Consider the following 20,110-nt stretch of genomic DNA (forward strand, 5'->3'; position numbering starts at 1 on the left):
GCGACATCCCATGATCGAGATCCGTTCTTTTCGCGATCTTCTGCGCCTGTTCTTCATCTTTCGCAAGGAGTTCAGGCTGGCGGCCATCGCGGCGCTGGTGATCATTTTGCTGGGGGCTTTCCTGCTGCCGGCCAAGTACGAATCCACCGCGCGCCTGTTGGTCAAGCCGGGGCGTGACTCGACGCTGCCGATCGAAATCAGCAACCGTCAGGCGCTGGTGATGCCGAGCACTCAGCGCGACCCGATTGTCGATGAAGAACGCCTGCTCACCGGGCGCCCGATCGTGCGGGCGGTAGCCGAGCATTATCTGGAAGTCATCGACAAAATGCCGCCGCCGGAAGGCGTCTGGAAGCGCACCAAGTTCTATGTCAAAAACGGTATCGGCGCAGTGTTCGACGGCGTACGGGTGGTGCTGGAAACCGTGGGCATCGTTGAAAAGACCACACCGGTGGAGCGCCTCGCCGCGAGCCTGGAGAAGAACTTTGAAGTCAGCCACGCGGCGGGCTCCACGGTGATGGACATCAGCTTCAAATGGGGCGACCCGCAAATCGCCCAGGCGGTGGTCAAGAGTTGGGTCGAGACCTACATCAACGAACGCACCGAGGCCCTGGGACGCAAGAGCCTGTATGCCTTCTATGAAGGTCAGGCGGCCAACAGCGCGACCGAAATCAAGAGCTACAAGCAGCAGATCCTCACTCACCTGAACCGGATCGGCGCAGCGAGCATTACCGATCGCCTGGAAGATTTATCCGAACGCATCAACGTACTGCGGGGCGAGACGTTCAACACCAGTCGCTTGATCGCCTCGTCCGACAGCGCCATTGCAAGCACGCGCACCCAGCTCAAGACCCAGCCAAAGGAAGTCACCACGGTTCGCCAGATTGCGCTGAACCCGCAGCAGCAGGACTTGCGCCGTCTGCTCAACCAGAAGCTGCTGGAAAAAGCCGACATGATGCGCACCTACACCGATAACGCGCCGCCAGTCAAAGCCCTGGACGCGTCGATTCGAGCGATGCAGGTCCAGGTCTCGAATGAAAGCAACACCGTGCAAAGCTCGGAAAACCGCGCGCCGAACACGCTCGAAATCCACTTGCAGCGCGTGCTGCTCGATGAGTCCAGCAACAACCTGGCGTTGCGTACCCAACTGGTGCAACAGCAGAAACAACTGGTCAACCTCGAAGCGCAACGCAAGGAAGCCCTGGATATCGAGCCGGAGCTGGCGCGCCTGTCCCGTGAGCTGAATACCACCGAGCGTAACTACGCGCTGTACGTGGACAACCTGGAAAAATCGCGCATCGACCGTGAGCTGGATAACAGCCAGATCAGCAACATTGCAGTGATCGAGGAAGCCACCCTGAACCCAGGCCGCATTTTCCCGAAAACCCTGCTGATGCTGTTTTTGGCGATCCCGTTCGCCATCGTCGTCGGCCTGCTGGTGGTCTACCTGTGCTACCTGCTTGATCAACGCATTCACGATGGTGGCCTGGTGGAACGCAAGTTCGGCCTGCCGTTGTGGACCACGCTGCCGGAGCTGGACACCAGCACCGCGCAAGGCACCAACGCGTTCAATGCGAGCATCTACCGGTTGTACGGCCTGTTGCAGTTGGACCGGGTGGCCGAACGCGGCCTGACCCTCGGGCTGACCTCGGCGCGCCACGGTGAAGGGGTGACCTTCGTGGTGGAGCAACTGCGCCTATTGCTTCAGGAAAACGGTATCACCGTGCGAGTCGGCGGGGTTGATCCGGCGGCGCCAGGTGAAGTGGTGCTGCTGGACGCCTCAGCGCTGCTGGACAACCGCGATGCCTTCGTCAACCTGCGCCGCGCCGACCTGATCGCGCTGGTGGTCGAAGCCCGCAAGAGCACGGTGCCGGTGGTGGAGCACGCGCTGTCGATCCTCAATACAGCATTCGGCAAAGTCGACGGCATCATCATCAACCGGCGCAAGTTCGAAGTGCCGGCCAAGGTACTGCGCACCATCGCCAAATACCGGGGGGCGTTCTGATGCGCATCGCCCTGCTTGCACCTTTGCCGCCGGAAAAAAACGGGATCGCCGACTATGCGAACCATTTCAAGACGGCATTGGAGCAACTGGGCGTGACGGTGCTGACACCGTTGAGCGGCGTGGAAGGCTCGAGCGCGGCGATCAGGCAGGCCGTTGCCGCGTTCGACTGGCGCAGCGTGGACCTGGTCCACGCCGAACTGGGCGGCGGGCGCCTGGGAGAGTTCCTGGCCTTGCGCGAGTTGCGCAAGGGCTACCCTGACCTGTCGCTGACGGCCACCGTGCATGACCCCGAGCGCATCGTGTGGCGGCGCGAGCACCTGCCCTTCCCGCTCAACCTGCTGGAGCGCCTGCCCAGCCCGTTGCCGCAGGCGGCAGTGGTGCTGGCAGACCCGCTGACCCTGCGTGAAGAACGCCAGGTCGCGCGGGGCCTGACGCGGTTGATTACCCTGACCCGCCTGGGCGCCGATTGCCTCAGCCAGCGTATGCAACTGCCGGCCGGCAAGGTGGCGGTCATCCATCACGCCAACCTGGCGATTGCAGCCGTGGCCCTGCCGCCGCTGGATACGCTGCACCTGTTGTATTTCGGTTTCATCTACCGTGGCAAAGGCATTGAAGACCTGTTGCAGGCCCTGGCCGCCGTCTTCGAGCAAGCCCCCCAATTGCGTGACCGTGTGCGCCTGACCCTGGCCGGTGGCACTGCCGCCGAAATGGCGTTTGGCGCGGGCGGCAATTACCTGGAGCAGTTGAACCGCCAGATCGCCGACCTCGGCCTGGCAGGCGTCATCGATTGGCGGCTGAACCTGCCGGCTGACGAGATTGCCCAGACGATCCAGGCCCACCATGTGATGGTGCTGCCGTATCGCGAATCGAAAAAACTCGGCCTGCTCGGCCGCCAACGCGGCACCAGTGGCGCGCTGTCCTGGGCCGCCGCGTGCGGACGTGGAGCGATTACCTCCGATGCGCGGGCGTTTGCCGAGGAAGTCGCCAGCGGTAACGGCGCGATCTATCCCGAAGGCGATGTGGCCGCGCTGGGCGAGCAGTTGTTGCGCCTGGCCCGTACGCCGACCCTGGCCCGGGACTGGGCCGAACGCGCCGGGGCCATCGGCCGCGAACGCTTATGGCCGCTGACGGCGCAGCACTTCAAGCAGCTCTTCGAACAGGCAATTGCGGGGGCCCCGTATGGCACGTAAACGGACTTATTTCGCCACCCTTGCGCTGGTCGCCGCCCTGGGGCTGACCGTCTTTATCTGGGGGCGCCAGGCCGACGCCGAGAGCCATGTGCTCAAAGGCAACAAGGTGGTGGTGTGGAAGGACTTCCTCGGCGTCAACGCGCAGTTCCTGTGGTTCAGCCCCGAGCGTTACCAGTTGCAAATCGACCGCCTCAAGGAGCTGGGCCTGGAATGGGTGCGCCTGGACCTGCATTGGGACCAATTGGAGCCGGTCGCCGACCAGTACCAGGTGGCGACCCTGGACCAGTTGGTGACCAGGCTTGAAGACAACCAGCTCAAGTCAGTGTTTTACCTGGTCGGCTCGGCGCCCTTTATCACCACCGCGCCGGTGGGCGCGCCCTACCAGGATCAATACCCGCCGCGAGACCCGAATGTGTTTGCGCTGCGCATGGCGCTGTTGGCCCAGCGCTACCCCAGCGTCGACGCCTGGCAGGTGTGGAACGAGCCGAACCTGCTGGGCTTCTGGCGCCCGGCGGCGGACCCGGCCGGTTATGCCACGCTGCTGCGCACCACCGCCGCCGCACTGCGCGCTGTCGCCCCGAACAAACCGGTAGTGGCCGCCGGCATGGCGTTCTTCAGCGAAATGCCCAACGGCCAGACCATGCTCGATGCCCTCGATGCCCTAGGCGTGCCGAGCCTGAACACCGTCATGTCCTACCACCCTTACACGCAACTGCCCGAGGGCAACGACCCGGCCAACCTCGACTTCGTGGCCAAGACCACCGCCCTCAACCAGAAGCTGCGCAACAGCGGCGTGAAAACCCTGTGGAGCACCGAGTGGGGCTGGTCGAACTACCTCGGGCCCAAGGAAGCCCAGGACATCATCACCCAACAGGGCCAGGCCGATTATGTGATACGCCGCCTGGCGCTGATGAGCGCGCTGGATTTCGACAAGATTTTCCTGTTTACCCTGAGCGACCTGGACCAGCGCGCCAGCGTGCGCGACCGCGCCTACGGCTTGCTTGATATCGACGCCAAGCCCAAGCCGGTCTACACCGCGTTGAAAAATTTCCTCGACGTCAGTGGCCCGCAAATGACCCCCGGCGATCCGCCCACCGCCGACCAATTGCCCGACGGCCTGTTCAGCATCGGCTGGATCCGCGCCGACGGGCGCAAGCTGTGGTTTTTCTGGTCGGCCCGTGGCGGTAACGCGCACTTGCCGAACCTCGCCAGCGCGACGTTGTATGACCCGTTGCGCGGCACGCAGACACCGGTGAGCGGCACCAATGGGTTGACTGTCCCGGTCAAGTCGAACCTGCAAATTCTGTTATGGGATTGAAGCCCGCCATGCGCATTTTATGGATCCTGCCCTACTCGCCCTGGCCCGCCACCAGCGGCGGCAAGACGCGCCAGTTCCATCTGCTGCGCAGCCTGGCGGCGCGTGGGCACCGGATCACCCTGCTGCTGCACGACAAGCACCCGGTGTCGCTGGCCGATCGCCAGGTGCTGGAGGCGTTTCTCGAGCAATTGATCATCCTGCCGCGCCGCCCGCTGCGCAGCGTGAAGACCCTGGTGGCCGGGCTGTTTGCGCCTTACCCGTTGCTGGCCAGCGTCAACGGCCTGTCGGGCGCGCTGCAGGACCGGTTCAACCAACTGCTCAATGAACATTGGGACGTGGTGCAGGTCGAGCACACCTACACCTTCCAACCCTATGAAGAGGCCCTGGTGCGTCAATCCCAACCTTTCGTGCTGACCGAACACAATGTTGAGTCGGCGCTCGGTGCGGCCACCTACGACCGCTTGCCGCGTTGGGCGCTGCCGTTCATTCGCTATGACCAATGGCGCTACACGCGCTGGGAACGTCGCGTGATGCGCCAGGCCACCCAGGTGGTGGCGGTCACCGACAGCGATGCGCAGGCGCTGGAAAAAATCGCCGGCAAACCGGTGCCGGTGGTGGTCAATGGCGTGGACTGCGATCACTTCGCCGCTGCCCGTCCTGACCCGTCGACCCGCCGCGTGCTGTTCCTGGGCAACTATGAGTACGCGCCCAATGTGGATGCCATCGAATGGGCCCTGGATGAAATCCTGCCCAAAGTCTGGGAGCGCTGCCCCGACGCGCGCATGAGCGTGTGCGGCTTCGGCATGCCCGCCAGTTGGCGCGAACGCTGGCAGGACCCGCGCATCGAATGGCAAGGCTTTGTGCCAGATCTGTTGAGCCTGCAATCGACCTGTTCGGTGTTTCTCGCGCCGTTGCGCCATGGCGGTGGTTCCAAGCTCAAGGTGCTCGAAGCGCTGGCCGCCGGCATGCCCCTGGCCAGCACCGAACAGGGGGTGTCGGGCCTGGACCTGGTGGACGGCCTGGATTATCTCGGCGGGCAAACCGCCGTCAGCCTGGCGGACGCCGTGGTACGCCTGCTGCAATCGCCCGAAGCCGCCGCGCCCATGGGTGAAGCCGGGCGCGCCTATGTGCGGCGGGCCCATGACTGGAGCGTTGCCGCCAGCCAACTGGAGCAGGTGTACGCTACCCTGTCGCCGCTCAATCAAAAGGAGCCCGCATGCGTGTAGGCCTGGATTACCGCACCGTCGGCACCTCACCGCAATCGGGCATCAGCCGACAGGTGTATGCGCTGGAAAGCGCCCTGCGCAGTTTGCCGGACCTGGAACTGGAGCGCTTTACCGTGGCGCCCCTGGGCGATCAAACGCGGTTGCAGGCGCACTGCCCGGCCTGGGGCTGCGCGAAAACGGCGATGCACCAGCCGCAGAATCGCCTGCGCTTCGAAGCCGGTTTTTTACCCCGCGCCCTGCGCGAACAGTACATCGATCTGTACATCAGCACCTTCAATATGGGCCTGCCGTTGCCGCCCCGGCCCACAGGGTTGCGTACCGTGGTGCTGCTGCACGACCTGTTCCAGATCACCCTGGACAACTACCACGCCAGCCGCCTGAAGGCACTGGTGTACAAGACCACCGATCGGCTGTCGATTGCCTATGCCGTGCGTAGCGCCGACCGGGTGTGGACGCCCTCCCAGTACAGCGCCGACGAAACCGCACGGTTGTTTCCTCAGGCAGCGGGCAAGATTCGCGTGCTGCCCAATCAGGTGGACGGGTTCAACGAACCGGCGGCAGACCTGTCGGCGCGCCCATTGCCCAAGGGCTTCTGGCTGCTGGTCGGCACCCGTGAATTGCGCAAGAACGTGCCGTTCCTGGTGGATGCCTGGCAGCAGGCGCGGCGCCTGTCCGTCAACGTGCCGGAATTGGTGCTGGTGGGCAGCCTGGAGCATTTGCCCGACGCCCAGCGCACCCTGGCGGGCATTCATGCGCTGAGTGGCGTCTCTGATGCCGAGTTGCACGGGCTGTACCGCCAGGCGTCACGTGTATGGCAACCCTCCTACGCTGAAGGTTTCGGTTTGCCGGTGATTGAAGCGTTGAGCGTCGGCACCCCCGTGGCCGTGGCCAGCGGCACCTCGCTGGACGAAATCACCCCGCCGTCGGCGCCGCGCTTTTCGCCCACCGATGGCCCTGCGTTGGTACAGCTGATGCTGAGCCTGGGTGAGCGCGGCGATGAAGGCACCCCCGAAGACCATCGCCAATGGGCCGCACGTTTCAATCAACACGCCTATCGCCGGCGCCTGGCCGAACTGATCGAGGAGCTGAAATGAGACTCTCCCTGGCAAGCCTCGTCGCTATCCTCCTCGGCGCGCTGTTTGGCGTGGTCGCCCTGGCGCTGTCACCGGCCAAGGCGTTTCTCGCCGTGATTGGCCTGGCGGCGGCGGTGACCATCCTGCGCTTTCCCTTCTGGGGCTTTTTGCTGTTCGCCCTGGTCGCGACCTTCATGCCCTACTCCACGCTCAACCTGGGCATCCGCAGTACCGTGAGCGAAGCGATTCTTGCGCTGACCTGGGGCGCGGTGCTGTGGCACGGTTTTCTGTCACGCCTGCCGGATGCGCCGCGCCTGGCCCGCCGTCCCACCGACCAGATGCTGCTGTGGCTGATGCTGTTCAGTGTGTTCCCGTTCATTGTCGGCCAGGTCAGCATCCACGCCGAAACCAGCGGCGTGGCCAACTGGCTGCGCTGGTTGCTGAACCTGTCAGGGGTATTTCTCGCGGCCAGGTTGTTGGTCGACTACAAGCGCCGCGAAAGCCTGGTGATCGCCTTGCTGCTGGGCACCCTGGCAATGCTGGTGATGTCGATCGCGGTGTTCGTGCGCACGCGCTCCGGGGCGGGAATTGCGCCGATCCTGGCGCTGCTCAATTACGGTAACTTCGACATGTTGAAATTCGGCCTGGAAGCCATGTCGTCGCGTATGGGTTCGCCGTGGATGCACCCGAATGCCATCGGCGGAATCATGGCGCTGCTGCTGCCGCTGGCCTTCTGTTACGGCATGACCGAACAGGGTTGGAAACGCGCGCTGGGACTGGGCGTGGCGTGCCTGGGGGCGGCGGCGTTGCTGCTGGCCAGCAGCCGGGGGGCGATGGTCAGCCTGGCGCTGGTGCTGATATGGCTGGCCACCCGGCGCGTGCCTTACACCGGTCGCTTGCTGATGATCGGCGCGGCGCTGACCGTGGCGCTGGTCATCGCGTATCCGCCGTTGCAGGAACGCCTGGCGACGATTTTCTCGTCGAGCAACGCCAGTACCGAAGTGCGTTTCGACGAGTACCGCATGTTCCCGCAGGCCGTGGCGGCGTACCCGTTCGGCATCGGTTTCAAGGTCGACCCGCCGGTACCGGGTACACAGTTGCTGGGGATCTCCAACCTGTGGCTGAACTTCATCTACAAGACCGGCGTGGTCGGCATGCTGTTGTTTATCGCCGTCACCGTGCGCTGGTGGCGTGAAGCCCGGCCGGAAAAAGGCCCGATCCGCCTGACCAAGGACAATGCGCTGTGGCTGGGCAGCACGGCCGGGATTCTGTCGGCGCTGGTCAGCGGTTTGTTTGACCACTACTTCAGCTTTGCCGTGGTGATGGTGGCGCTGTTCTGGCTGATGGTGGGGATTAACGTGCTGGAGGCGCGCCGCTTGTTCCCGGCGCGCCTGCCCCAGGTCAAAACGGTGGCGTTTCGCAAGCCAGTACTTGATGGCGCGCGGTCCTGATGCTCGGTTCTGCCGCATGGCTGACCGTGGCGACTCTGTTGGGTCTGTGCCTGGGGTTTGCGCGCGAGTGGTTGCTGGTGGCGGCCTGGGGCGCGGGCGAGCGCAGTGATGCGTTTTTGATCGCGTTGTTCCTGCCCGAGGCGCTGCGCATGTCGCTGGCCGGCGGTGTATTGAGCGCCGCCGCGTTGCCGCTGTATCTGCAACGCGAGGACGACGAACGCCTGGACTGGCTGGCGGTGCTGTTTCCGGCATTGATGCTGATCGCCCTGTTCACCAGCCTGTTGCTGATGCTGTTGGCGCCCTGGCTGGTACAGGCGCTCGGCCCTGGGCTGGCGGCCGGCGCCACGGCCCTGGCCGCCAGCAACCTGCAGATCGTGGCGTGGTGTGTACCGGGCTTGATGCTGCATGCGCTGTTCAGTGTTCCATTGCAGGCCAGCGAGCGCTTCGTGCTGGCGGGACTGGGCTCGCTGCTGTTCAACCTGCCGCCGGTGACGTACCTCGCAGTGGCAGGCACCGCCAGCCAGCCGCACAGCCTGGCGCTGGCCTGCCTGATCGGCAGCGCATTGATGCCACTGGCGTTGCTGCCGTCGCTCTGGCGCCAGGGCTGGCGACCCTGGCGCGTGCAGCTGTCGTGCGCGCCCTTGCGCGAACTGGGCCAGCGCGTCGGCCCGCTGTTGCTGAGCAATGGCGCCAGTCAGGGCCTGGCGTTGATCGAGCGCCTGGTGGCGTCGCTGTTGGGGGAAGGCGCGGTGACCTGGGTCAACCTCGCACGCAAGCTGATGAACCTGCCGCTGATTGCGCTGATGAGCCTCAATCAAGTGCTGCTGGGGATGATGAGCCGACGCCAGGGCGATGAACGCCTGGCCCTGCTCAAGCGCGGCCTGGAAACCGCCAGCGTGCTGACCCTGCCGGCCGGCGTCGGCCTGGTGGCGGCGGCACCGAGCCTGGTGGCGCTGCTGCTGCCCAACCAGGCGGCGGGCTCGCCGCTGCCGCCGTTGCTGGCATGGTTTGCCGTGCCCCTGGTGTTCGGTGCATGGAACGCCCTGCTCGCGCGTTACGCCTACGCCGCCGGCGATACGCGTCAGCCGCTGCGCTGCGAACTGCTCGGCAGCCTGGTCAACGTGCTGCTGCTGGGCGTGCTGCCGTTTGTGTTTGGTTTGGCTGGCATTCCGCTGGCGGCGCTGTCGGGTGTGGTCTGTACCGCGCTGCTGCTGATGCAACGCCAGGCGTTGCTCGGCGCCCTGCCGTGGGCCCGGCATTGGCTGATCAGCACCGTGCTGATGGGGCTGGCGGCGCTGCTGTTGTTTCGAATCGAAGGCGTGTGGCTGCAACTGGGCTTGAGCACCCTGGCAGGCGCGATAGTGTTGCTGGGTATGGGGCTGTGGCTGAAGCCGTGGCGCAAGGCGTGAATGATTGTTCGGGAAGACTCAAATGAAACATCGCTGGATTCAAATGGATATCGCCAAAGGCATCGGTATCCTGGTTATCGTGTACGCCCACAGTTGGTTTGTCGCCAACTCGGTGGATTTGCTCTACCCGATCATTGCCTCGTTCGTGCTGCCGTTGTTCTTCTTTTTGTCCGGGGTGTTCTTCAAGCCCGAGCAGCCGTTCGTGGAGATGGCGGTGCGCAAGGCCGATGGCTTGCTCAAGCCGTTCTTCTTCACCATGTTGGTGTATGTGATCGTGCGCGCTGTGCTGCGCGGGCAGCCGTTGCTGCCGGACATCGGCGGCGTGTTTTACGCCTCGGTGGATACCATCCCGTGGCAGGCGTTGTGGTTTTTGCCGCACTTCTGGGTGGCGATCCTGTTCAGTTGGCTGATGCTGCGGCTGATCCAGCGCCTGAAGCTGCCGTTGCCGGGCGCTTGCGTGCTGGCCGGCGCGCAACTGTTGCTCGGCATCTGGGTGCTGCCGTGGTTCTGGCAAGTGCCGGTCAGCGTCGGCGAGCAGACCTGGACCCTGCCCGGCCTGCCCTTCAGCCTCGACGTGACGCTGATCAGCAGCACCTACTTCATCTACGGCTACCTGCTGCGCGATTGGCTGCGTCGGCATGAGAGTTCGCTGTTGACCCTGCTGATTGCGGTGGCGCTGTTCGCCGCGGTGTTCCTCTATAGCCACGACACCATGGACCTGGCGCAGCGCCGTTACGACCACTGGTTGTGGACCAGCCTGCTGGCGGTGATCGGCGTGTACCTGTGCTGGGCGCTGGCGCGGGTGTTGATGGTGTCGACCCTGCTGACCCGGGTGATGACCTATATCGGCCAATCCACCTTGATCCTATTGATCTTCCACGGCGAGATCCAGCACAAGACTTTCGACCTCATGGAGCGCCTGGGTCTGCATCCGCTCATGGCGGCGTGTGTGGGCTTTGTGGTGGCGGTGGTGGTGCCATTGCTGATCGGCGAAGTGATCAAGCGGGTGGCATTCCTGCGGTTTTTCTACTTCCCGTTTCCGCTGCGCAAGGCGCCTAAACCTTAAGCAGGACTGATGTGGGAGGGGGCTTGCCCGCGATAGCGGTGGGTCAACCAACATCGATGTTGGCTGGGCCGACGTCTTCGCGGGCAAGCCCCCCTCCCACATTTGGATCTGTACGCTCAGTCGTCCAGTTGTTGCGGCGCAGGCTTGCTGCCGGGTTTGGCCGGTTTCGCGCCCTTGGCTGGCACGGGTTCGACCGGTGCGGGTTCCGGCGCGGCAGCCGCCTCTTTCTCGGCCATCGGCATCTGGTCGATGGTACTGAAGAACTCTTTCAGATCGAGCGTATCCGGCGGCACGTTCTTCTCGAGTTTCTTGTCACCGTCCTTGCCCACCAGGATCACCTTGGTGCCGCTGCCGACACCGAGTTTGAGGGCGCGGATCAGCGCATTGGTCTCAGGCGGTGTGAGCTTTTTGCTGTCCTTGGGGTCCTTGGCGAACTTCTCGCCTTCGGCACCGATGCTGCCGAATTTCACGGTGTAGAGCACCATGCTGCGCTCTTCGAAGGACTGCTTGGTGGCAGGCTCTTCCAGTTGTTTCTTGAGCGTGGCCAACGTCGGGTTACCCGCATCGAGTTCCACCACGACCAGAGGGCGGGTTTTGCCCAGCTCCAGCTTGAGCGGATTATCATCGGCAGCCAACAACGGCCCCGTAAAAGCCATCAAGGTAGCCAGGGTCAGCGACCGGATGAGCATGCGCACCTCCTTTGAATTCCATGCAGGGTTCTTGAGTTTCATGTCTGCGACAGTCAAATTCAAGGATGATTCCTACGCCACGTTGAGAAGCGTAGGTCAGGGCGCACGCTACGCAAGGGTTTGCAGGGCAGTGAGGCCATTGTTTCCTCTGATTACGAGACCTGCCAATCCGGCCAATGCCGGGCGAATACGGGTTGCACAACCGGGTCGGCGTCCACCCGCTCCAGGGTATGGGCAAAACCCGGGGCCAAATTGTGCAGCGCTTCCCGCGCGTCATCCCAGCGCGACACCGCCGCCGCCATGATGCCCAGCGCGTTGGGGATGTTGTCGTGCGTGAACAACTGGTCGGCAAACTGGTCGGCGAACACTACCCAGGCCTGATGCAGATAGCGCCGCGTGCCGGTGGTCAGTTGCGCTTGCAGGGTCTCATCCGCGTCGCCCAGCCAGCGTTGCGGGTAGTCGATGATGCCGATGGCCGAATAGCAATTGGCGGCGATATACAGCAGGCCGCGCAGAATCTGCGCGCGGTTGCCGGCCAGCAGGTCGGCCTGGGGATACTCAAGGCCCAGGTGGATCAGGATGGCGGCGCTTTCGGTCAGCACCTGGCCATCGGGGGTGACCAGGGTGGGAATCTGTTTCAAGGGATTGATGCGCGCAAGGGCTTCGCTGCCCTCGCCGTCCTGCCAGGAACTGGCCTCCACGCGATGCCACTGCACGGCGCAGCGTTGCAGGGCGATTTCGATCATGCAGGAACCGGACTCGTCGGTGCCGTAGAGTGTGTACATGGACGTTTGCTCCTGAGAGACGGGGGTTATGCGGGCGTTCGCCTAGAACAGGCCCATCTGACCGCCCACCAAAGTGCCAAAATCATCGTTCACGAACGGCAGGATCGCATCCGCCACGGGCTGCAATTGCCGGGTCACATAATGATCGTAGTCGATCGGCGCTTGCCGCACCTCCAGCGGCTCCGGACCATTGACGCTGATCACATAGCTGATCCAGCCGCCGCGCTGGTACTGGCGCGGGCGCCCGAGGCGGTCGTTGTATTCATCGGCCAGGCGTGCGGCGCGCACATGGGGCGGGACGTTGCGTTCGTAGTCATGCAGCGCTCGGCGCAGGCGCTTGCGGTAGATCAGCAGGTCGTCGAGTTCACCGCTCAAGGTGCGACGCACATAATCGCGGACATAATCCTGATGGGGCTGGCGATGGAAGATGCGCCGATAGAGCTCCTGCTGGAATTGCCGCGCCAGGGGCGACCAGTCACTGCGCACGGTTTCCAGCCCTTTGTAGACCATCTCTTCGCTGCCATCGCCGCGCACCACCAGGCCGGCGTAGCGCTTTTTGCTGCCCTCCTCCGCGCCGCGAATGGTCGGCATCAGGAAGCGGCTGAAATGGGTCTCGTATTGCAGCTCGAGGGCACTTTGCAGGCCGTATTCGCTGTGCAGATGGCTGCGCCACCAGTCGTTGACGTGCTGCACCAGCGCCTGGCCGATACGACCGGCGTCCTCGTTGGAATGGGCGCTGCCGAGCCAGACGAACGTGGAGTCGGTGTCGCCGTAGATCACTTCATAGCCCTGGGCCTCAACCAGCTCACGGGTCTGGCGCATGATCTGGTGCCCGCGCATCGTGATCGACGACGCCAGCCGCGTATCGAAGAACCGGCAGCCGCTGGAACCAAGCACGCCGTAAAAGGCATTCATGATGATCTTCAGGGCTTGGGACAATGGCGCATTGTGTTCGCGCTTGGCCACTTCGCGGCCTTCGGAAACCCGCGTGACGATGGACGGCAGGCAATGACGGGTGCGGGAGAAGCGCGCGCCGCGAAAGCCTTCCACCGAGGCGCTGTCGTCTGGATGCCTGAGGCCTTCGATCAAGCCCACCGGGTCGATCAGAAAACTGCGGATGATCGACGGGTAGAGGCTTTTGTAGTCCAGCACCAGCACCGACTCATAGAGGCCCGGGCGTGAATCCATGACAAAGCCGCCGGGGCTGGCCTGGGGCGGTTTGTCGCCGAGGTTGGGCGCGACGAAGCCCTGGCGATGCATCAACGGCATGTAGAGATGGGTAAACGCCGCGACGGAACCGCCATTGCGGTCGGCAGGCAGGCCTGTGACGCTGGCGCGTTCCAGCAGGAACTTGAGCAGGTCGGTCTTTTCGAAAATCCGCGTGACCAACTCGCAGTCCTTGAGGTTATAGCGCGCCAGGGCAGGCTTGTCCTCGGCGAACATGCGGTTGATTTCGTCCATGCGCTGGTAAGGCGTGGAGATGTCCTTGCCTTCGCCCAGCAGGGTTTGCGCGACGTTCTCCAGGCTGAACGACTCGAAGCTCCAGGTGGCCGAACGCAGGGCTTCGATGCCGTCGATGATCAGTCTGCCTGCCGCCGCGGCGAAGTAGTGATTGCGGCTGCCGTGTTCGCGCCAGGTCATGGCTTCACCGCCGCGCCCGAGCAGGAGCGGCACGTTCAGGCGCTGGGCATGTTCGTGCAGTACGCGCAGGTCGAATTGCACCACGTTCCAGCCAATGATCGCATCCGGATCGTGGAGGGCCAGCCATTGGTTGAGACGTTCAAGCAGTTGGGCGCGGGTGTCGCAATAGTCGAGCTTGAAATCCACCGCATCGCGCTTATTGGGTGGCCCGAGCATGTACACCTGGCGCTCGCCGCAGCCTTCAAGGGCGATGGAATAGAGGTCGCCCTGCGCCGTGGTTTCGATGTCCAGGGACACCAGCTTCAATGGCGGGCGGTAGTCGGGGGCGGGCTTCATCTGCGCGTCGAGCAGGGTGCCGTCCGCATCCGCAGTGCCGCCAAACCACACTGGGGCGGTGATAAAGCGTTCCATCATGTAGCGCTCGGGCGGCCGCACGTCGCCTTCATAGACATCGACCCCGGCGCTGCGCAGGCGTTTTTCGATGTCCATCAGTTGGCGGTGCTGCCGGACGTAGAGCCCCAGGACCGGGCGGTGGTGGAAATCGCACAACTGCAACGCGCGCAACTCGATATCGCGCTCGTCCTTGAGCAGCCAGCCCAGCGGCTTGCGATGGATCTCGGGGATAAACATCACCGAGGTCTGCACGGGTAGGCGAATGCACCGAGGCCCTTGGTCGGTCGCCAGCCAGAAGCTGACCTGCGTACCCGCCGGAGTGTCGCGCCAATGCCGGGTCAGGACAAAACCCTGCTGTAAATCCACCGTACCGCACCTCGGCAATTGCTTTCAGGGCGTGATTCTACTCGGCATCCGGTAGAGGCGGCAGGTTAACTGTCATCACACAAATCTGTTGCGGAACATGAATAACAATTACTATCATTCGCGCCGGAGTCGTATTCGCGCAGTGAGGAAGCGCACCGTGTTGCCCCCTTCCTCATCATTGACGGTTCACCGTCCGGATTGACCATGCCTCTGTGTAGCCGCCTCGCCGTGCCCTTTCGCCCCACCGTGCTTGCCCTTTTCTGCTCCTTGAGCGTTGCTGCGCAGGCCGATACCAGCAACACCTTGCAACTGGATGCCACGCGCATCGATGCCCAGGCCCCCGCGCCCGATGCGTTGCCTGCGGTGTACGCCGGTGGGCAGGTTGCCCGCGGCGGTCAACTGGGTGTACTGGGCAATCAGGACATCATGGACGTGCCGTTCAGCATGTCCTCGTATACCGAGCAGTTGATTCGCGACCAACAGGCGGAAACGATCGGCGATGTGCTGCTCAATGACGCGTCCGTGCGCCAGGCGTCAGGGTTTGCGAACCAGGCCCAGACCTTCATGATTCGCGGTTTGCCGTTGAATGGCGACGATATCTCATATAACGGCTTGTACGGCATCCTGCCACGCCAGATTATGTCCACTGACGCGCTGGAACGTGTGGAAGTGTTCAAGGGCCCCAATGCGTTCATTAATGGTGTCACGCCGGGCGGCTCGGGTATCGGCGGCGGTGTGAACCTGCAACCCAAGCGTGCCGGTGACGTGTCGCTGCGCCGTTTCAGCACAGACATCAGCAGCGATGGCCGGGTGGGCGAGCATCTGGATATCGGGCAGCGCTTTGGTGAGGATCATCGTTTTGGCGCGCGGATCAACCTGTCCCAGCGCGAAGGCGACACCGGTATTGACGACGAAAACCAGCGCTCGAAGCTGTTCGCGGTCGGCCTCGATTACCGTGGCGATGCACTGCGCCTGTCGGGTGATTTCGTGTACCAGAAGCAGCGTATCAATGGCGGACGCAACTCGGTGTTCCTGGGTAACGCGACCCACGTCCCGGATGCGCCTTCAGCGGATACCAACTATGCGCCCCGCTGGAGCAGCACCAATCTGGAGGACACCTTGGGCATGCTGCGCGCCGAATACGACCTGAATGAAAACTGGACGGCTTACGCCGCAGGCGGTGCCAAGCACAGCCGGGAAATGGGCCGATATTCTTCGATTACCCTGACCGACAACCTCGGCAATGCCACCTCCAGCCGCTCGACCATTGCACACGAAGAAGACAACGCCAGCTTAATGACCGGCTTGAACGGCAAGTTCCAGACCGGCCCTGTCAGCCACCGACTCAACTTCGGCCTGGCCGGCATCTGGACCCAGGCGCGCAACGCCTATGTGTTCAACGGTTCACCGGGGGCAACCAACCTCTACAACCCTGTGACCGGCGCCGCCCCCACGCTCAACACGCCGCGCAATACCCCCGGCACCGATTTCAGCGACCCGACCATTACCGGCAAGACATTCGTGCGCAGCGCTGCGGTGTCCGACACGCTTGGCTTCTTCGATGACCGTCTGTTGGTGACATTGGGTGCACGTCGCCAGCAAATGGTGGTGCAGGGTTACAACTACATGAGCGGAACGCGCACAGCCAACTACGACGAATCTATCACCACGCCGGTCTACGGCATTGTGTTCAAGCCATGGGAGCACGTATCCCTGTACGCCAACCGCATCGAAGGCCTGGCACAGGGCCCCACCTCGCCGCTCAAATCCGGCGACCGGACGATCATCGGTGGCGGGCAAGCCTTCGCACCGGCGCGCTCCAAGCAGATCGAAGCGGGCGTCAAGGTCGACATGGGCACCTATGGCGCCACCCTCGGTGTGTACCGTATCGAGCAGCCAGGCGCAGGTTATGCGCAAGTGATCGATGCAACCACCGCGCGCTATGTACGCGAAGGTCAGCAGATCAACAAAGGCGTCGAACTGAACGTCTTCGGCGAACCGGTAAGTGGCCTGCGTTTGCTCGGCGGAGTGACGCTGATGAAGACCGAACTCAAGGGTACCCTCAACGGTGCCAACGACGGCAACCGCGCCATCGGCGTTCCTTCCTTCCAGTTCAACGCCGGCGTGGATTGGGACGTCCCCGGCCTGCAAGGTGTGACCCTCAATGGGCGCATGCTGCGCACGGGCGGCCAGTATGCCGACGCGGCGAACAACCTGAGCCTGCCCGCCTGGAACCGCTTCGACCTGGGCGCGCGCTACACCTTCACGCTGGCTCAACGTGAGATGACACTGGGCGCTACGGTGGAGAACGTCGCCAACGAGAAATACTGGGAATCGGCTCAAGGCGGCTTCCTGAGCCAGGGTGACCCGCGGGTGGCGAAGTTGTCGGCGACGATTGATTTCTAAATCCACGGTTGTTGACGTCGGGCATCAGTGTTGATGCCCGTTCGCGTCAGGCTCGCTGGGCTTTGTTCAGATAGTTTTCGATGTTGCCCATTTGCTCATCCCAGCCTCGGGAATTCATCTTGAACGCTTTCTGGCGTCGAGCCTGGGGAACGTTGTCGAAACCGGATTCCACCACCCGCAGCAGAATGCCCGGTGCGCGATCCTCAACCGTGAATTCCACCAGCGTCGGTGCTTCCTTGTCGTAGTCGATATGTTTATCTACCGCGAAGGGATGCCACCAGAAAGAAAACAGGGTTTGCGGCAGGATGCGTTCGATCCTGGCCTTCCACACTACATGTTCGTAGCCTGGGTAGGTGATCGGCGCTTCGAGGGTTTCTCCGGCCACAAAGGTCTTTCCCTTGAGGGCAATACCGAACCAATCGCCAAATCGCTCAGCATTCGTGAGCGCTTCCCACACTTGTTTACGTGATGCGTTAAGCAGGACTTTTCGTTCGATGCGATCTAATACGTGCATAAGACACCTCCTCCATTGAACACTAGGCGACATCGACCAATGCGCAACTTTTGGTTATGCGCGATGATGATGAGCCCATCCTTGACTTGGTCATAAGGTATGACTGAATGCTCGAAGGGAAGTTGCCTTGCACAAATGTGTGGGCTATCGCATGGATAGCCCATGGGAGTGGCAGTGATCTAGACGCGGGGATCGCCAGGCGCTTTGGCCGGCGTCGCATATTGCGGCTTCAAATGACCCTCCTGGTCGAGCAGCCAGGCATCCATGATCTGGCGCACCACCGGGCCCGCTACACGGCCGCCGGCCTCGCCGTTTTCGATCATCACTGAAATCACGATCTTCGGATGTTCGGCTGGCGCAAAGCCGACAAACAAGGCGTTATCGCGATGACGCTCCAGCGTCTTGTTGCGGTTGTAACGCTCACCCTGCTTGATCGCCACCACCTGCGCGGTACCGCTCTTGCCGGCAATGCGATATTGGGCACCTTGCGCGGCCGCGCGGGCGATACCGCGCGGGTCGTGCATCACCAGTTGCATGCCGTGGTTGACCTGTTCCCAGTCACGCGGGTCCTTGAGGACGACGTTGGGCATCGGGTTCTCATCCACCGGTGGCACGCCGTTGATGGTCTTGGCCAGGTGCGGCCGGTTCCATACCCCCTTGTTGGCGATCAGCGCAGTGGCCTGGGCCAGTTGCAGCGGCGTGACCTGCATATAACCCTGGCCGATGCCCAGGATCACGGTTTCGCCGGGGAACCAGGGCTGGCGGCGTGTGGCGCGCTTCCAGGCCTGGGAAGGCATCAGGCCGGCGGATTCTTCGAACATGTCCAGGGACACCTTCTGACCCAAGCCGAATTCGGCCAGGTAATCATGCAGGCGATCGATCCCGAGTTTGTGGGCCAGGTCATAGAAGTAGGTGTCATTGGAGCGCATGATGGCGGCGTCCATATCTACCCAGCCGTCGCCGCTGTGGTTCCAGTTGCGGTATTTGTGATCGAAGTCCGGCAGCTGGTAGTACCCTGGATCGAACACGCGGGTTTGTGGAGTGACCACGCCGCTGTCGAGACCTGCGATGGCCACCTCGGGCTTGATGGTCGAGCCTGGCGCATACAGCCCGCGCAGCACGCGGTTGAACAGCGGGCGATCGATGGAGTCATGCAGCGCGGCGTACTCCTTGAAGCTGATGCCGGTGACGAACAGGTTCGGATCGAAACTCGGCTTGCTCACCATGGCCAGCACTTCACCGGTTTGCGGGTCCAGGGCAACCACCGAACCACGACGATCGCCCAGGGCTTCTTCAGCAGCTTCCTGGAGCTTGACGTCGAGACTCAAGACAATGTTTTTGCCAGGGACAGGGTCAGTGTGCTTGAGCACACGCAGCACCCGCCCCTGAGCGTTGGTTTCGACTTCTTCATAACCGACGTGGCCATGCAGTTCCGATTCGTAGAAGCGTTCGATGCCGGTTTTGCCGATCGATTGGGTGCCGCGGTATTCCACTGAATCGAGGGCTTTGGACTCTTTCTCGTTGATTCGTCCGACATAGCCGATGGAGTGAGCAAAGTGCGCGCCCAACGGGTAGTGGCGAACGAACTGGGGTTCAACGTCCACACCCGGTAGACGGAATTCGTTGACGGCCAAGACGGCGATCTGCTCTTCGGTCAACTCGTAAAACAGCGTCACAGGAACAAACGGGTGACGGGCCTGTTTGAGCGCTTTGTCGAAAACAGCGCGATCTTCGGCGGGCAGATGTAACAGATTGACTATCGCGTCCAACTCACCCTTGAGGTCGGTGGTGCGCTCGCGGGTGATAGTCAGGTTATAGCTGGGTCGGTTGTCAGCCAGGACCACACCGTTGCGGTCATAGATCAAGCCGCGCGTGGGGGTGATGGGCAGCACGTGGACGCGGTTGTTTTCGGAAATAGTGGAGTGATAGTCGTATTGCACTACCTGCAGGAAGTACATCCGTCCCACCAGGGCGCAGGTGATCCCGATCACCAGGAGTGCGCAGGCGAGCAAACGTTTGTTGACCAGACGGTGTTCTTTTTCGTGGTCCTTGATGGGTATCGGCTCAGGCATTTCTACAGCATCTCGTTGAAAAAGGTCGACGCCGCGTCCTGCGGATAAAGATCAATCCTTGTGAAAATGTGCTGCACCATACCAAAAATGCAGAAACACTTTGTATCGATTTCCCTCAACGGCGGGTTATTTCATCCAGGCAAGCGAGGGTGCGGTGGTGAGCGAGTCAGGGGGCTGTACGCATCTGGCAAGGCCGTGCTTTTTTAACGCCCAAAACAAAACCCCAACTGCTTTCGCAATTGGGGTTTCGGAATTTAATCTTGACGATGACCTACTCTCACATGGGGAAACCCCACACTACCATCGGCGATGCATCGTTTCACTGCTGAGTTCGGGATGGGATCAGGTGGTTCCAATGCTCTATGGTCGTCAAGAAATTCGGGTACTGAGTCGTGGCCTGCTGGCCTCGCTTCAGCAAATTGGGTATGTGACAGCTGTCGGTGTTTTGTGAGCGTCGAACTTTCGGTTCATCTCGTCTTCACACACCGCAATCTGATGCTCGTTAGAGT

The 20,110-nt window shown here is 62.4% G+C and carries 14 protein-coding genes and 1 rRNA gene; 9 read left to right on the plus strand and 6 right to left on the minus strand.

What is annotated here, in order from left to right; all coding sequences use genetic code 11:
- Positions 1-10 precede the first annotated feature (10 nt).
- From CIB54_RS24015 to CIB54_RS24050, 8 genes are read left to right on the plus strand one after another with little or no spacing between them, the layout of a single operon-like run.
- Positions 11-2,002 carry a GumC family protein gene (locus CIB54_RS24015; RefSeq protein ID WP_065952311.1) on the plus strand — a complete coding sequence of 664 codons (1,992 nt, stop codon included), beginning with the start codon at positions 11-13 and terminating at the stop codon, positions 2,000-2,002.
- The gene (locus CIB54_RS24020) at positions 2,002-3,192 is read left to right on the plus strand and encodes a glycosyltransferase (protein WP_101221156.1); all 1,191 of its coding nucleotides are present in this window, start codon (positions 2,002-2,004) and stop codon (positions 3,190-3,192) included. Before CIB54_RS24015 ends, CIB54_RS24020 begins: the two co-directional genes overlap by 1 nt.
- On the plus strand, positions 3,182-4,510 hold the full coding sequence (locus CIB54_RS24025) for a cellulase family glycosylhydrolase (RefSeq protein ID WP_101221157.1): 1,329 nt from the start codon (positions 3,182-3,184) through the stop codon (positions 4,508-4,510). The genes CIB54_RS24020 and CIB54_RS24025 overlap by 11 nt, the downstream gene beginning before the upstream one ends.
- An 8-nt stretch (positions 4,511-4,518) precedes the next feature.
- Entirely contained in the window at positions 4,519-5,736 is a 1,218-nt protein-coding gene (locus CIB54_RS24030; RefSeq protein ID WP_101221158.1) for a glycosyltransferase family 4 protein, read from the plus strand.
- A complete protein-coding gene (locus CIB54_RS24035) occupies positions 5,727-6,830 on the plus strand; it encodes a glycosyltransferase family 4 protein (protein WP_101221159.1) in 1,104 nt (367 codons plus the stop codon). The genes CIB54_RS24030 and CIB54_RS24035 overlap by 10 nt, the downstream gene beginning before the upstream one ends.
- Entirely contained in the window at positions 6,827-8,260 is a 1,434-nt protein-coding gene (locus CIB54_RS24040) for an O-antigen ligase family protein (protein ID WP_101221160.1), read from the plus strand. Before CIB54_RS24035 ends, CIB54_RS24040 begins: the two co-directional genes overlap by 4 nt.
- Positions 8,260-9,669 (plus strand): murein biosynthesis integral membrane protein MurJ, encoded by a 1,410-nt coding sequence (gene murJ / locus CIB54_RS24045; RefSeq protein ID WP_101221161.1) that lies wholly within the window; start codon positions 8,260-8,262, stop codon positions 9,667-9,669. The genes CIB54_RS24040 and murJ overlap by 1 nt, the downstream gene beginning before the upstream one ends.
- Before the next feature lie 22 nt (positions 9,670-9,691).
- The gene (locus CIB54_RS24050; protein WP_101221162.1) at positions 9,692-10,735 is read left to right on the plus strand and encodes an acyltransferase family protein; all 1,044 of its coding nucleotides are present in this window, start codon (positions 9,692-9,694) and stop codon (positions 10,733-10,735) included.
- A gap of 116 nt (positions 10,736-10,851) precedes the next feature.
- Here CIB54_RS24050 and CIB54_RS24055 read toward each other — a convergent pair whose 3' ends face one another.
- The 3 genes from CIB54_RS24055 to CIB54_RS24065 form a co-directional block, all read right to left on the minus strand.
- Positions 10,852-11,424: a DUF4174 domain-containing protein gene (locus tag CIB54_RS24055; protein ID WP_065952319.1), complete on the minus strand. Its 573-nt coding sequence runs from the start codon at positions 11,422-11,424 to the stop codon at positions 10,852-10,854.
- A gap of 152 nt (positions 11,425-11,576) precedes the next feature.
- A complete protein-coding gene (locus CIB54_RS24060; protein WP_101221163.1) occupies positions 11,577-12,209 on the minus strand; it encodes a glutathione S-transferase family protein in 633 nt (210 codons plus the stop codon).
- Positions 12,210-12,251: 42 nt separating this feature from the next.
- Positions 12,252-14,609, minus strand: a complete 2,358-nt coding sequence (locus CIB54_RS24065; RefSeq protein ID WP_101221164.1) for a DNA polymerase II — start codon at positions 14,607-14,609, stop codon at positions 12,252-12,254.
- A 204-nt stretch (positions 14,610-14,813) separates the two neighbouring features.
- Between CIB54_RS24065 and CIB54_RS24070 the strand changes: the two genes are divergently transcribed.
- Positions 14,814-17,015 carry a TonB-dependent receptor gene (locus tag CIB54_RS24070; protein ID WP_065952322.1) on the plus strand — a complete coding sequence of 734 codons (2,202 nt, stop codon included), beginning with the start codon at positions 14,814-14,816 and terminating at the stop codon, positions 17,013-17,015.
- Positions 17,016-17,061: 46 nt separating this feature from the next.
- On the opposite strand, the gene CIB54_RS24075 is transcribed toward CIB54_RS24070, so the two are convergent.
- The 3 genes from CIB54_RS24075 to rrf all read right to left on the minus strand — a co-directional run bounded on the left by CIB54_RS24075 (position 17,062) and on the right by rrf (position 19,975).
- Complete coding sequence (locus tag CIB54_RS24075; protein ID WP_065952323.1) at positions 17,062-17,529, minus strand: SRPBCC family protein; 468 nt, start codon at positions 17,527-17,529, stop codon at positions 17,062-17,064.
- Between the two features lie 179 nt (positions 17,530-17,708).
- Positions 17,709-19,601, minus strand: a complete 1,893-nt coding sequence (mrdA, locus tag CIB54_RS24080; protein ID WP_101221165.1) for a penicillin-binding protein 2 — start codon at positions 19,599-19,601, stop codon at positions 17,709-17,711.
- A gap of 258 nt (positions 19,602-19,859) precedes the next feature.
- Positions 19,860-19,975, minus strand: a 5S ribosomal RNA gene (gene rrf / locus CIB54_RS24085).
- Positions 19,976-20,110: the final 135 nt, after the last annotated feature.

The sequence above is a fragment of the Pseudomonas fluorescens genome, assembly GCF_002837185.1.
Classification (GTDB): domain Bacteria; phylum Pseudomonadota; class Gammaproteobacteria; order Pseudomonadales; family Pseudomonadaceae; genus Aquipseudomonas; species Aquipseudomonas fluorescens_AM.